Below are 14,916 nucleotides of genomic sequence, written 5' to 3' on the forward strand. Positions count from 1 at the left end.
CGAGCCGCCACGGGCGGGACAAGGATAAGGCAACATGGCGAAACGGTGGTACTCGGTCAGCGTCCTCTCGAACTTCGAGAAGAAGATCGCGGAACAGATCCGCCACGAGGTCGCCGAGAAGGGACTTGAGGACCAGATCGAAGAGGTTCTCGTCCCCGAGGAAGAGGTGATCGAGATCCGCCGCGGCAAGAAGGTCTCGGTCCCGCGCCGCTTCATGCCCGGCTACGTTCTGGTGCGGATGGAAATGACCGATCAGGGCTATCACCTGATCAACTCGATCAACCGGGTCACGGGGTTCCTGGGGCCGCAGGGCAAGCCGATGCCGATGCGCGACGCCGAGGTGAACCAGATCCTGAACCGGGTCGAGGAAGGGGTGGAGCAGCCCCGCACGCTGATCCATTTCGAGATCGGCGAGAAGGTCAAGGTCGCCGACGGCCCGTTCGAGGATTTCGAAGGGCTCGTGGGCGAGGTGGACGAGGACAACCAGCGCCTGAAGGTGACGGTGTCGATCTTCGGCCGGGAAACCCCGGTCGAGCTGGAATATACCCAGGTCACCAAGATGATCTGAGTCCGTGCCTGCCTCCGGGCAGGCGCACGAGGCGTGGGAGGCTCCCCGGACGCGTCCGGGACCAGACCACGGCAACGAAGGGCCACCGACGCGTCGGCGGCCGTTGAAGGCGGAGCGATCCGCCGCTTGTCAGAAGGAGAGGCCAGATGGCCAAGAAACTGATCGGCACCCTGAAGCTTCAGGTGAAAGCCGGCCAAGCGAACCCGTCCCCTCCCGTGGGCCCCGCCCTGGGTCAGCGCGGCATCAACATCATGGAATTCTGCAAGGCGTTCAACGCCAAGACGCAGGACATGGAGCCGGGCGCGCCCTGCCCGACCGTGATCAGCTACTATCAGGACAAGTCCTTCACGATGGACATCAAGACGCCCCCCGCGTCTTACTACCTGAAGAAAGCTGCCGGTCTGAAGCCCGTCGGCAAGCGCAACCGCCCGAAAGGGTCGGAGAAGCCGGGCCGCAGCATCATCGCGACCGTCACCGTCGCCCAGGTCCGCGAGATCGCCGAGTCCAAGATGAAGGACCTCAACGCGAACGACGTGGATGCGGCAATGCAGATCATCCTGGGCTCCGCGAAGTCCATGGGCATCGAGGTGAAAGGCTAAGTCATGGCAAAGCTCGGTAAACGCACCAAGACCGCCCGCGAAGCCTTCGTCGGCAAGGAAAACCTGTCCGTCGAGGATGCCGTCTCCCTGATCAAGGGCGCCGCTTCCGCGAAATTCGACGAGACGCTGGAAATCGCGATGAACCTGGGCGTCGACCCGCGCCACGCGGACCAGATGGTCCGCGGCGTGGTCACGCTGCCCAACGGCACCGGCAAGACCGTCCGCGTCGCCGTCTTCGCCCGCGGCGCCAAGGCTGACGAAGCCAAGGCCGCAGGCGCGGACATCGTCGGCGCAGAGGACCTGATGGAAATCATCCAGGGCGGCACGATCGAGTTCGATCGCTGCATCGCGACCCCGGACATGATGCCGGTCGTCGGCCGACTGGGCAAGATCCTGGGCCCGCGCAACCTGATGCCGAACCCCAAGGTCGGCACCGTGACCATGGATGTCGCGCAGGCCGTGTCGAACGCCAAGGGCGGCGAGGTCCAGTTCAAGGTCGAGAAGGCCGGCGTCATCCACGCGGGCGTGGGCAAATGCTCCTTCGACGATGCAAAGCTGGCCGAGAACATCCGCGCCTTCGTCGAGGCGGTGTCCCGCGCCAAGCCCTCGGGCGCCAAAGGGGCGTACCTGAAGAAGATCTCGCTCAGCTCCACCATGGGGCCGGGCGTGTCGGTGGCGGTCGAGAACGCGGCAACCGCGGTCTGATCCAGCCACGCAGGCTTGCGGAGGGACGGCATCGCCAGATGCCGTCCCTTTTGCGTGACCGCCCGGCGGCAATCCGGGGAAAGGAAAGATTACCCCTTTCCTTTCCCTGCGTTCGCCGCTAGGGAACGGTCTCCCGCATGAAATGTCCCACAAGACGATTCGTGCGGTCTGTCCGAGACGGAGGGTGCGTCGAGGGAAGCCGCCAGGGGCTGACCGAAGGCGCTTAATGTCCTTCCCGAGATGGGGATCGAGACGTTTCTCTGGGATCAGGCCCTGCCTGCTCTCTGGCGATCTGGCCTCGGGACCATCACCGGACCCGAACGTCGGGCCCCGTGCCCGGCAGACATGAGCCGAGGGGGAAACTCCTCAAACTTGGAGCAAAACTGTGGATAGAGCCCAGAAAGAGAAAGTGGTCGAGGAACTCGGCCAGATCTTCGAAAGCTCTGGCGTCGTGGTGGTTGCACACTACGCGGGTCTCACGGTTGCCGAAATGCAGGATCTGCGGGCGCGCATGCGCGATGCCGGCGGGTCTGTGCGTGTTGCCAAGAACAGGCTCGCCAAGATCGCCCTGAAAGGCCACCCGGCGGAAGCCATGGGGGACCTGCTGACGGGCATGACCGTACTGTCCTATTCCGAGGATCCCGTGGCAGCAGCCAAGGCGTCCGAGGACTTCGCCAAGGGGAACGAGAAGTTCCAGATCCTGGGCGGGGCAATGGGAGATACGGTTCTGGACCGGAACGGTGTGAAGACCGTGTCCCAGATGCCGTCGCGCGAGGAGCTCATCGCTTCCATCGTCGGCTGCATCGGTGCACCTGCGTCGAACATCGCCGGGGCCATTGGCGCGCCTGCAAGCAACATCGCAAGCATCCTTTCGACGATCGAGGAGCGCGGCGAGGCCGCGTGACATGGGAACCGCGTGGGGCCGCAAGAACCTCGCGTTGGAACACATCTAGATATACGGAACCAGAGAAATGGCTGATCTGAAAGCACTCGCAGAGCAAATCGTCAACCTGACCCTGCTCGAAGCACAAGAACTGAAAACCATCCTGAAGGATGAGTACGGCATCGAACCCGCAGCGGGCGGCGCCGTCATGATGGCCGGCCCGGCCGGCGGCGAAGCAGCCGCTGCTGCCGAAGAGCAGACCGAATTCGACGTGATCCTCAAGGCCGCAGGCGCCGAGAAGATCAAGGTCATCAAAGAAGTCCGCGGCATCACCGGCCTGGGCCTCAAAGAAGCCAAGGAACTGGTCGAAGCCGGCGGCAAGCCCGTCAAGGAAGGCGTCGACAAGGCCGAAGCAGAAGACATCAAGGCGAAGCTGGAAGCAGTCGGCGCCGAGATCGAGCTCAAGTAATCGCCTGCGCGCATGTCGCGTGGCTGATTGCATCATTCGGTGGCTGGATCCGGATTTTCCGGGTCCAGCTATCCGCGTCTTGGAGAGGGGCATTCCCCTGCCCCTCTCCAGGGTGCGGACCGGTCGAGCGGCTCCCCTTGGGACGGGAGCCAGGAATGGACCGATCCCCCTGATTTCATCGGCGTGCAACCGGCCACCCCACCGGGCCGCACGTTGACGAAACACGAAAGGTGACGACGCGCATGGCTCAGTCCTTCCTCGGCCAGAAACGACTCCGCAAGTATTACGGCCGCATCCGCGAAGTTCTGGAGATGCCGAACCTCATCGAGGTTCAGAAAAGCTCCTATGAACTGTTCCTGAAATCCGGGGATGCGCTTCAGCCGATGGACGGCGAAGGCATCATGGGCGTCTTCCAGTCCGTCTTCCCGATCAAGGACTTCAACGAGACCGCCGTTCTCGAATTCGTCAAGTACGAGCTCGAGAAGCCGAAATACGACGTCGAAGAATGCATGCAGCGCGACATGACCTACAGCGCGCCGCTGAAGGTCACGCTGCGCCTGATCGTGTTCGATGTCGACGAGGATACCGGCGCCAAGTCCGTGAAGGACATCAAGGAGCAGGACGTGTTCATGGGCGACATGCCGCTCATGACGCCGAACGGCACCTTCATCGTCAACGGCACCGAGCGCGTGATCGTGTCCCAGATGCACCGTTCGCCGGGCGTGTTCTTCGACCATGACAAGGGCAAGACCCACGCGTCGGGCAAGCTGCTCTTCGCCTGCCGGATCATTCCCTATCGCGGTTCCTGGCTGGATTTCGAATTCGACGCCAAGGACATCGTCTTCGCCCGCATCGACCGCCGCCGCAAGCTGCCCGTGACCACCCTGCTCTATGCGCTGGGGCTGGACCAGGAAGGCATCTGCGACGCCTATTACGACACGGTGAATTTCCGTCTCGACGGCTCGCGCGGCTGGGTCACGAAATTCTTCCCGCAGCGTGTCCGCGGCACCCGCCCGACCTATGACCTGGTCGATGCCGCCACCGGCGAGATCATCTGCGAGGCGGGTCAGAAGATGACCCCCCGCAAGGTCAAGCAGCTGCTGGACGAAGGCACCGTCACCGAATTGCTGGTCCCCTTCGACCACATCGTCGGCCGCTACGTGTCCAAGGACATCATCAACGAGGAAAACGGCGCGATCTATGTCGAGGCCGGCGACGAGCTGACCTGGGATCTCGACAAGGACGGCGAGATCACCGGCGGCACGCTGAAGACCCTGCTGGATGCCGGCGTCACCGAGATCCCGGTTCTCGACATCGACAACATCAATGTCGGCCCCTACATCCGCAACACCATGGCGGCGGACAAGAACCTGGGCCGCGACGGCGCGCTGATGGACATCTACCGCGTCATGCGCCCGGGCGAGCCGCCGACCGTCGAGGCCGCCTCGACCCTGTTCGACAGCCTGTTCTTCGACAGCGAGCGCTATGACCTCTCGGCCGTGGGCCGGGTGAAGATGAACATGCGCCTGGCGCTCGACGCCGAGGACACCCAGCGGACGCTGCGCAAGGAAGACATCATCGCCTGCATCAAGGCGCTGGTCGAACTGCGCGACGGCAAGGGCGAGGTCGATGACATCGACCACCTCGGCAACCGCCGCGTCCGGTCCGTCGGCGAGCTGATGGAAAACCAGTACCGCGTCGGCCTGCTGCGGATGGAGCGCGCGATCAAGGAACGCATGTCCTCCGTCGAGATCGACACGGTCATGCCGCAGGACCTGATCAACGCGAAACCCGCGGCCGCGGCGGTGCGCGAATTCTTCGGCTCCTCGCAGCTGTCGCAGTTCATGGACCAGACCAACCCGCTGTCGGAAGTCACGCATAAACGCCGTCTCTCGGCGCTTGGCCCGGGCGGTCTGACGCGCGAGCGCGCGGGCTTCGAGGTCCGCGACGTCCACACGACCCATTACGGCCGGATGTGCCCGATCGAAACGCCGGAAGGCCCGAATATCGGTCTGATCAACTCGCTGGCGACCTTTGCCCGCGTGAACAAGTACGGCTTCATCGAAACCCCCTACCGGGTGGTGAAGGGCGCGCAGGTGACCGACGAGGTCCACTACATGTCCGCCACCGAGGAACAGCGCCACGTGATCGCCCAGGCGAACGCGTCGCTGGATGACGAGGGCCGGCTGACCAACGAGATGGTCAACACCCGGATGTCGGGCGACTACACGCTGAACCCGCGCGAAAGCGTCGACCTGATCGACGTCTCGCCGAAACAGCTGGTCTCGGTCGCGGCCTCGCTGATCCCGTTCCTGGAAAACGACGACGCCAACCGCGCCCTGATGGGCTCGAACATGCAGCGTCAGGCGGTTCCGCTGCTGCAGGCCACCGCGCCGCTGGTCGGCACGGGGATCGAGCAGGTCGTCGCCCGCGACTCGGGTGCGGCGATCATGGCCAAGCGCGGCGGGATCATCGACCAGGTCGACGCGACCCGGATCGTGGTCCGCGCCACCGAGGATCTCGAACTCGGCGATGCCGGGGTCGACATCTACCGGATGCGCAAGTTCCAGCGCTCGAACCAGAATACCTGCATCAACCAGAAGCCGCAGGTGAAGGTCGGCGACATCGTGGTCAAGGGCGAGGTGATCGCCGACGGCCCGTCCACCGACATGGGGGAACTGGCGCTCGGCAAGAACGTCATCGTCGCCTTCATGCCGTGGAACGGCTACAACTACGAGGACTCCATCCTCATCTCGGAACGCATCGTGCGTGACGACGTCTTCACCTCGATCCATATCGAGGAATTCGAAGTCGCCGCCCGCGACACGAAGCTGGGCCCGGAAGAGATCACCCGCGACATCCCCAATGTCGGCGAGGAAGCCCTGCGCAACCTCGACGAGGCGGGCATCGTCTATATCGGCGCCGAAGTCGGTCCGGGCGACATCCTCGTGGGCAAGATCACGCCGAAGGGCGAAAGCCCGATGACGCCGGAAGAAAAGCTCCTGCGCGCCATCTTCGGCGAGAAGGCCTCCGACGTGCGCGACACCTCGCTGCGCCTGCCCCCGGGCGATTACGGCACGATCGTCGAAGTGCGGGTGTTCAACCGGCACGGCGTCGACAAGGACGAGCGCGCGATCCAGATCGAGCGCGAGGAAGTCGAACGCCTGTCGCGCGACCGTGACGACGAGCTGGCCATCCTGGAGCGCAACATCTACGCGCGCCTCAAGGACATGATCCTGGGCAAGCCCGCGGTGAAGGGTCCCAAGGGCATCCGTCCGGGCACCGAGATCACCGAGGAACTGCTCTCGGGCCTGAGCCGCGGCCAGTGGTGGCAGCTCGCGCTGGAGAACGAGGCCGAGGCGCAGATGATCGAGGCCCTGAACGCGCAATACGAGGCGCAGAAGCGCGCCCTCGATGCACGGTTCGAGGACAAGGTCGAGAAGGTCCGCCGCGGCGACGACCTGCCTCCGGGCGTGATGAAGATGGTCAAGGTCTTCGTGGCGGTGAAGCGCAAGCTGCAGCCGGGCGACAAGATGGCCGGCCGCCACGGCAACAAGGGCGTGATCTCGCGCGTGGTGCCGATGGAGGACATGCCGTTCCTCGAGGACGGCACCCCGGTCGATTTCGTGCTGAACCCCCTGGGCGTTCCGTCGCGGATGAACGTGGGTCAGATCCTGGAAACCCACATGGGCTGGGCATCGCGCGGCCTGGGCATCCAGATCGACGAGGCGCTGCAGTCCTACAAGCATAACGGCGACCTGACCCCGGTGAAGGATGCGATGAAGATCGCCTATGGCGACGATGTCTGGGAAGAAGGCATCGAAGGCATGGACGAGGGCCAGCTGCTGGAGGCTGCGGGCAACGTGACCGGCGGCGTGCCGATCGCGACCCCGGTCTTCGACGGCGCGAAAGAGCACGACATCAACGATGCGCTGACCCGCGCGGGCTTCTCCACCTCCGGGCAGAGCCGCCTGTTCGACGGCCGCACCGGCGACGAGTTCTCCCGCAAGGTCACCGTCGGCGTGAAGTACCTGCTGAAGCTGCACCACCTGGTGGATGACAAGATCCACGCGCGTTCGACCGGCCCGTACTCGCTGGTCACCCAGCAGCCGCTGGGCGGCAAGGCGCAGTTCGGCGGCCAGCGCTTCGGGGAGATGGAGGTCTGGGCACTCGAAGCCTACGGCGCCGCCTACACCCTGCAGGAAATGCTGACGGTCAAGTCGGACGACGTCGCGGGCCGCACCAAGGTCTATGAAAGCATCGTCAAGGGCGAGGACAATTTCGAGGCCGGCGTGCCGGAATCGTTCAACGTTCTCGTCAAGGAGGTCCGGGGTCTGGGCCTCAACATGGAACTCCTGGACGCGGAGGGGTCGGAGTAACCGGGGTCGCCCCCGGGCGGGCCTCCGGGCCCGCCGCTCCTTTTTCCGCGCAATTTCAAGGATAGCCCAATGAACCAGGAACTCGTGAACAACCCGTTCAACCCCCTGACCCCGCCGAAGCAATTCGACGAGATCAAGGTCTCCCTCGCCTCCCCCGAACGGATCCTGTCGTGGTCCTATGGCGAGATCAAGAAGCCCGAGACGATCAACTACCGCACGTTCAAACCCGAGCGTGACGGCCTGTTCTGCGCGCGCATCTTCGGTCCGATCAAGGATTACGAATGCCTGTGCGGCAAGTACAAGCGCATGAAGTATCGCGGCGTCGTCTGCGAGAAATGCGGCGTCGAGGTGACGCTGCAGAAGGTCCGCCGCGAGCGCATGGGCCATATCGAGCTGGCCTCGCCGGTCGCGCATATCTGGTTCCTCAAGTCCCTGCCCTCCCGCATCGGCCTGATGCTGGACATGACGCTGCGTGACCTGGAGCGGATCCTCTATTTCGAACAGTACGTGGTCATCGAGCCGGGTCTGACCGACCTGACCCAGGGCCAGATGCTGTCCGAAGAAGAGTTCATGGACGCCCAGGACCAGTACGGCACGGATGCCTTCACCGCCAATATCGGCGCCGAGGCGATCCGCGAGATGCTGTCGATGATCGACCTCGAAGCCGAGGCCGAGCAGCTGCGCGCCGACCTGGCCGAGGCCACCGGCGAGCTGAAGCCCAAGAAGATCATCAAGCGCCTGAAGATCGTCGAGAGCTTCCTCGAATCCGGCAACCGTCCGGAATGGATGATCATGACGGTCATCCCGGTCATTCCGCCGGAACTGCGTCCGCTGGTGCCGCTGGATGGCGGCCGCTTCGCGACCTCCGACCTGAACGACCTGTATCGCCGCGTCATCAACCGCAACAACCGCCTCAAGCGGCTGATCGAGCTGCGCGCGCCGGACATCATCATCCGCAACGAGAAGCGGATGCTGCAGGAATCCGTCGATGCGCTGTTCGACAACGGCCGCCGCGGCCGCGTGATCACCGGCGCCAACAAGCGTCCGCTGAAATCGCTGTCGGACATGCTGAAGGGCAAGCAGGGCCGGTTCCGCCAGAACCTTCTGGGGAAACGCGTCGACTTCTCGGGCCGTTCGGTGATCGTGACCGGTCCCGAACTCAAGCTGCAGCAATGCGGCCTGCCCAAGAAGATGGCGCTCGAACTCTTCAAGCCGTTCATCTACTCGCGCCTCGAGGCCAAGGGCCTGTCGAGCACCGTGAAACAGGCGAAGAAGCTGGTCGAGAAGGAGCGCCCCGAGGTCTGGGACATCCTCGACGAGGTGATCCGCGAGCACCCGGTGATGCTGAACCGCGCACCGACGCTGCACCGTCTGGGCATCCAGGCCTTCGAGCCGGTCCTGATCGAGGGCAAGGCGATCCAGCTGCACCCGCTGGTCTGTTCCGCGTTCAACGCCGACTTCGACGGCGACCAGATGGCCGTGCACGTGCCGCTGAGCCTCGAGGCCCAGCTGGAAGCGCGCGTCCTGATGATGTCGACGAACAACGTGCTGTCGCCCGCCAACGGCGCGCCGATCATCGTTCCGTCGCAGGACATGATCCTCGGCCTCTACTACGTCACGCTGCAGCGTGCCGGCATGACCGGCGAGGGCATGGTCTTCGCCAACATGGAAGAGGTGGAGCACGCGCTGGCATCGGGTGCCGTGCATCTGCACGCCAAGGTCACCGCGCGGGTCAAGCAGATCGACGATAACGGCCTGGAAATCGTCAAGCGCTACGAGACCACGCCCGGCCGCCTCAAGGTCGGCGCGCTGCTGCCGCTGAATGCCAAGGCGCCCTTCGAGCTGGTCAACCGCCTCCTGAAGAAGGGCGAGGTCCAGCAGGTCATCGACACCGTCTACCGCTATTGCGGCCAGAAGGAGTCGGTCATCTTCTGCGACCAGATCATGACGCTGGGCTTCCGCGAAGCCTTCCGCGCCGGCATCTCCTTCGGCAAGGACGACATGGTGATCCCCGACAACAAGTGGGAGATCGTCGATGGCGTCCGCGACCAGGTGAAGGAATTCGAACAGCAGTACATGGACGGCCTGATCACCCAGGGCGAGAAGTACAACAAGGTGGTGGACGCCTGGTCGAAATGCAACGACCGCGTGACCGAAGCCATGATGTCCGCGATCAAGGCACTGCCGGTGAACGAGGACGGGTCGGACGGCGAACCGAACTCGGTCTTCATGATGGCCGACTCCAAGGCGCGGGGCTCCGTCACCCAGATGAAGCAGCTGGGCGGGATGCGCGGCCTGATGAACAAGCCGAATGGCGAGATCATCGAGACGCCGATCATCTCGAACTTCAAGGAAGGCCTGACCGTTCTCGAGTACTTCAACTCGACCCACGGCGCCCGCAAGGGTCTGTCGGATACCGCGCTGAAGACCGCGAACTCGGGCTACCTGACCCGTCGTCTCGTCGACGTGGCGCAGGACTGCATCGTCCGCCAGGATGATTGCGGCGGCTCCCGCTCGATCACCGCGCAGGCGGCCGTCAATGACGGCGAAGTCGTCTCCTCGCTCAGCGAGCGCATCCTGGGCCGCACCGCGGCAGAGGACGTGTTCCGCCCGGGCACCGAGGAACTGCTCGTCGCCCGCAACGAGCTGATCGACGAGCGCAAGGCCGACCTGATCGAGGCAGCGCGCATCCAGACCATGCAGATCCGCTCGCCGCTGACCTGCGATACCGAGGATGGCGTCTGCGCCCGGTGCTACGGCCGCGACCTGGCCCGCGGCACCCCGGTGAATATCGGCGAGGCCGTCGGCATCATCGCGGCCCAGTCGATCGGCGAACCCGGCACCCAGCTGACGATGCGGACCTTCCACATCGGCGGCGTGGCGCAGGGCGGCGGTCAGCAGTCCTTCCAGGAATCCAGCCAGTCGGGCCGGGTGGAACTGCGCAACCCCAACCTGATGACCGCCGCCAATGGCGACATCCTGGTGATGGGCCGCAACCTGGTTCTGGCGATCGTGGCCGAGAATGGCGACGACCTGGTCACGCACAAGGTCGGCTACGGCTCCAAGCTCTGGGTCAAGGACGGCCAGGAGATCAAGCGCGGCGAACGTCTCTTCGAATGGGACCCCTTCACCCTGCCGATGATCGCCGAGGCTGCGGGCAAGGTGAAATTCGTCGACCTGGTCGCGGGCATCTCCGTGCGCGAGGATGTCGATGACGCCACCGGCATGTCGCAGAAGATCGTGATGGACTGGCGGACCGCGCCCAAGGGCAACGAGCTGAAGCCGGAAATCATCATCGTCGGCGAGGACGGGCAGCCCATGCGCAACGAGCAGGGGCGTCCGATCACCTACCCGATGTCGGTGGACGCGATCCTGTCGCTGGAAGACGGCACCGAGGTGCAGCCGGGCGACATCGTCGCGCGGATCCCGCGCGAGGGCGGCGGCACCAAGGACATCACCGGCGGTCTGCCGCGGGTGGCGGAACTGTTCGAGGCGCGGCGTCCGAAGGATCACGCGATCATCGCGGAGCTGGACGGCTACGTGAAATTCGGCCGCGACTACAAGAACAAGCGCCGCATCACCATCGACCCCGTGGACGAGACGCTGGAACCCGTCGAGTACATGGTGCCCAAGGGCAAGCACATCCCGGTGGCCGAGGGCGACTTCGTCCAGAAGGGCGACTACATCCTCGACGGCAACCCTGCCCCGCATGACATCCTGCGGATCATGGGCATCGAGGCGCTTGCCGACTACATGATCGACGAGGTCCAGGCGGTCTACCGGCTGCAGGGCGTGAAGATCAACGACAAGCATATCGAGGTGATCGTCCGCCAGATGCTGCAGAAGTGGGAAATCCTGGATTCCGGGGACACCACGCTGCTCAAGGGCGAGCATGTCGACAAGGTCGAGTTCGACGAGGCCAATGCCAAGGCGGAGTCCAAGGGCGGCCGTCCGGCATCGGGCGAGCCGATCCTTCTGGGCATCACCAAGGCGTCGCTGCAGACGCGCTCCTTCATCTCGGCGGCCTCCTTCCAGGAGACCACCCGCGTGCTCACCGAGGCCTCGGTCCAGGGCAAGCGCGACAAGCTGGTCGGCCTGAAGGAAAACGTCATCGTCGGCCGCCTGATCCCGGCAGGCACCGGCGGCGCGACCCAGCGGATCCGCCGGATCGCCACCGACCGCGACGCCAAGGTCATCGAGGCGCGCCAGGAAGAGGCGGAAGCCGCGCTGGCCCTCGCTGCGCCCGAATCTGACGACATGTCGGGCGGGTTCGGCCAGGTTCTGGGCGATGACGTCTTCGGCGGTGCCGATGACAACGGTCTGGTCGACCTGCCGGAACGCCGCGAGGACTGATCCCGCTCCGGCTGCCGACAGCCAGGGCCCCCCGCCATGCGGGGGGCCCTTTTCTTTTGCCCGCGCAGGTTCCGGTTGCGAGGCGGACCGCACCGAAGCTCCGGCGGGACGACATGTATATGATTGCGCCTGCCCGGCGACATGGTACCGTCAAACCGAAACGTGCTTGCACAGCCTCCGGAGGGGTGACTGGAAATTGGCAACCAGACAGGGCGCATCAACATGACCGAAACCTCCGCCCGCCCTCTTTCCGCGACGGAGCCATCCCGCCGGAGTTAGGATCCCGCAGGTGAGCCGCCGCAGGCCCCGCAGTCGACCCGGGCCGGGCCCGCTGCCCGCAGGCGGACCGGACCTGCCGTGAAGGTTCATGTATACGGCGACAGCCATTCCTACCTGTTCTACGGCAGGCGCCACTACCGGCACCGGCTGGAACTCGGCCGCCCGCTGCGCTTCACGGTCACCGGCGGGTCGATCCGGGCAGCCTCCCTCTCGGGGTTCCGCAGCAGCAATTCCACGCTGGGCGTGCGAGAGAAGATCCTCTCCGTCCTGCCCGATGCCAGGCACCTCGCCCTGTGCTTCGGCCAGGTCGATCTGGAACTCGGGTATTGCTATCGCGCCGCGATCAAGGGCGAACCGGTCGATCCCGGCACCTATCCCGCCTGGCTGCTCGACATCTACGACGGCTTCATCGACCATCTGCTTCCCTCCGGCTGCGAGATCGCCCTGAAGGGCGTCAATCTCACGGCGCTTCAGTCCGACATCTTTGCCGCCGCCTATGTCAGCCGCCTGATCCTGGAGACGGGCAATGTGCAGCTGGACGACGCGATGGCGCAGATCAAACCGCATATCCTGGGGCATGATGCGCAGAACGCCATGCATCTGGCCTTCAATGCCGGGCTTCGGGACCTCGCCGCATCCCGCGGGCTGCGGTATTTCGACATCAATGACGAGATTTCCCAGCCCCCCGCGGGCTCCGGCAAGGCCCCGCGCATCGCGGGCCACCATATGCCCGGCGCGCCGGACCACCACCTGGCCGATACCAAGGCCACGCGGCTGATCCATTACAACGCGCTCGGCCGCTGCTTCGGATTGCTTTAGCCCCTGCCCGCGGGGATCGCGGCGCCGAGGAGCCTTCGAACCGGACCGGAGGAAATCCACCCCGCGCTGCCGCCCCGGGCCCCTTCGCGATGGCCCGCGACCGGACGGAAAGACGGGGCCAATGGTCGGGAACAGGGCGATGCGGCGGCGCGAGGGCGCCCGGCGCCAACCGACGGACCGCCGCCTAGCCGCGGCGCAGACCATAGAATTCGATGCAGTTTCCGCGGGGCGCCCCGCCCGGATTAACGGTTGAATGACCCCTGCCTCCTAGTCTGGCTCCGACAGCTAGGATGGACGACGAAAGATGAGATGGCATTTCCCCGGCTGGCACCCGACCCGCCGCGACGGCCTTTTCGGCGCTCCGGGGATGCTGGGCGCCATGCCCGCCCTGATGATCGCGGCCTTCTGGCTTTTCGGCGAGGCCGGGCTCTATGCCGCGGCGGTCGGCCTGCCGCCTGCCATCTGGATCCTGTGGGCCCTGCGGGCCCGCGGCACCGATCCCGGCCGATGGCGCACGCCCTTCGACATCCGGCGGAGCCAGCTGGAAGACCGGGCAGGCGCCATGCTGCAGGACAGCCGCGTGACCGGGCGAAGCACCGCCTGCATCCTGATCGCGATCGATGATTTCGCGCTTCTCGCCAGTCGGTTGGGCTTGCGCGCGGCGGACACCATCCAGCTGCAGATTGCCCGCCGGATGCAGGCCGCAATCCGCCGCAACGACATGCTGGGCAGTTTCGGCAACGGCATCTTCGCCATCGTCCTGTCCCCCGTGCCGGGCCCCGACCTGGAAACCCTGCTCTCCATCTGCGGCCGGTTGCAGGCATCGGCGGCGGAACCGATCCTTCTGGACGGGGCCAGCGCGCAGATCTCCGTCTCGGCCGGGTTCGCCCTGCCCGACCGGGTGCCCGAGGCCACGGGCCGGTCCCTGCTGGATTGCGCCGAGGCCGCGCTGGCGGAGGCTCAGCGTCACGGGCCCGGCTCCATCCGAACCTATTCGGTCGAACTGCATCAACGCCTCACATCCCGGGCGCGCCTGGTGACGGATGTGCGCGAGGCCCTGGAAACAGGGCAGATCCGCCCGTGGTTCCAGCCCCAGGTCAGCACGGATACCGGACGCGTGACCGGCTTCGAGGCGCTGGCGCGCTGGTCGCATCCCGAAGGCGGCCTGATCCCCCCGGCCGATTTCCTGCCGGCGATAGAGGCTGCGGGCCTGATGGAACGCCTGGGGGAGATAATCCTGCATCACGGCCTTTCGGCGCTGAAGGCGTGGGACCGTGCCCAGACCGCCGTCCCGACCGTCGGCGTGAATTTCTCGCTGCAGGAACTGCGCAACCCGACGCTGGTCGATCGCATCGCCTGGGAACTGGACCGGTTCGGCCTGGCCCCCGACCGCCTGACCATCGAAGTGCTGGAGAATGTCATTTCCGACGGAACCGAAGACGCCGTCAGCCGCAACATCGTCGCGCTTTCGAAGCTGGGCTGCCGCATCGACCTGGATGATTTCGGCACCGGCCATTCCTCCATCACGAATATCCGCCGCTTCACCGTCAGCCGGTTGAAGATCGACCGCAGTTTCGTCCTGGGCGTCCATGAGGACCGGGAACAGCAGAGGATGGTCGCCGCGATCCTGACCATGGCCGAACGGCTGGATCTCGACACGATCGCCGAAGGGGTGGAAAGCGTCGGGGAACACACGATGCTGGCCCAGCTGGGCTGCGGCCATGTCCAGGGCTACGGGGTCGGGCGCCCCATGCCCTTCGAGGACACGATCGCATGGCTGGCGGATCACGAGGCCAAGCTTGCCTCCCCGCCGGTCATCGGCCGCAGGACCGGCTGATCCGCCGCCGCAGCCCGGCGAGACG

The 14,916-nt window shown here is 65.2% G+C and carries 9 protein-coding genes; all 9 read left to right on the top strand.

Annotated features, from left to right (window positions below):
• The first annotated feature begins 34 nt into the window (after nucleotides 1–34).
• The 9 genes from nusG to ICN82_RS04110 all read left to right on the top strand — a co-directional run bounded on the left by nusG (nucleotide 35) and on the right by ICN82_RS04110 (nucleotide 14,891).
• The gene (nusG, locus tag ICN82_RS04070) at nucleotides 35–568 is read left to right on the top strand and encodes a transcription termination/antitermination protein NusG (RefSeq protein WP_193179907.1); all 534 of its coding nucleotides are present in this window, start codon (nucleotides 35–37) and stop codon (nucleotides 566–568) included.
• 146 nt (nucleotides 569–714) lie between these two features.
• Nucleotides 715–1,167 carry a 50S ribosomal protein L11 gene (gene rplK / locus ICN82_RS04075; protein WP_193179909.1) on the top strand — a complete coding sequence of 151 codons (453 nt, stop codon included), beginning with the start codon at nucleotides 715–717 and terminating at the stop codon, nucleotides 1,165–1,167.
• Between the two features lie 3 nt (nucleotides 1,168–1,170).
• A complete protein-coding gene (gene rplA / locus ICN82_RS04080; protein WP_193179912.1) occupies nucleotides 1,171–1,872 on the top strand; it encodes a 50S ribosomal protein L1 in 702 nt (233 codons plus the stop codon).
• Nucleotides 1,873–2,257: 385 nt separating this feature from the next.
• Nucleotides 2,258–2,776: a 50S ribosomal protein L10 gene (gene rplJ / locus ICN82_RS04085; RefSeq protein WP_193179914.1), complete on the top strand. Its 519-nt coding sequence runs from the start codon at nucleotides 2,258–2,260 to the stop codon at nucleotides 2,774–2,776.
• Between the two features lie 67 nt (nucleotides 2,777–2,843).
• The gene (gene rplL, locus ICN82_RS04090; protein WP_193179916.1) at nucleotides 2,844–3,224 is read left to right on the top strand and encodes a 50S ribosomal protein L7/L12; all 381 of its coding nucleotides are present in this window, start codon (nucleotides 2,844–2,846) and stop codon (nucleotides 3,222–3,224) included.
• Between the two features lie 242 nt (nucleotides 3,225–3,466).
• A complete protein-coding gene (gene rpoB, locus ICN82_RS04095) occupies nucleotides 3,467–7,603 on the top strand; it encodes a DNA-directed RNA polymerase subunit beta (protein ID WP_193179918.1) in 4,137 nt (1,378 codons plus the stop codon).
• A gap of 69 nt (nucleotides 7,604–7,672) precedes the next feature.
• Nucleotides 7,673–11,956 carry a DNA-directed RNA polymerase subunit beta' gene (rpoC, locus tag ICN82_RS04100; protein ID WP_193179920.1) on the top strand — a complete coding sequence of 1,428 codons (4,284 nt, stop codon included), beginning with the start codon at nucleotides 7,673–7,675 and terminating at the stop codon, nucleotides 11,954–11,956.
• 357 nt (nucleotides 11,957–12,313) lie between these two features.
• Nucleotides 12,314–13,054 carry a hypothetical protein gene (locus ICN82_RS04105; RefSeq protein WP_193179922.1) on the top strand — a complete coding sequence of 247 codons (741 nt, stop codon included), beginning with the start codon at nucleotides 12,314–12,316 and terminating at the stop codon, nucleotides 13,052–13,054.
• Nucleotides 13,055–13,358: 304 nt separating this feature from the next.
• A complete protein-coding gene (locus tag ICN82_RS04110) occupies nucleotides 13,359–14,891 on the top strand; it encodes a putative bifunctional diguanylate cyclase/phosphodiesterase (protein WP_226898277.1) in 1,533 nt (510 codons plus the stop codon).
• The last annotated feature ends 25 nt before the right edge of the window (nucleotides 14,892–14,916 follow it).

The organism is Mangrovicoccus algicola (genome assembly GCF_014903745.1).
In the GTDB taxonomy this organism is placed as follows: domain Bacteria; phylum Pseudomonadota; class Alphaproteobacteria; order Rhodobacterales; family Rhodobacteraceae; genus Mangrovicoccus; species Mangrovicoccus algicola.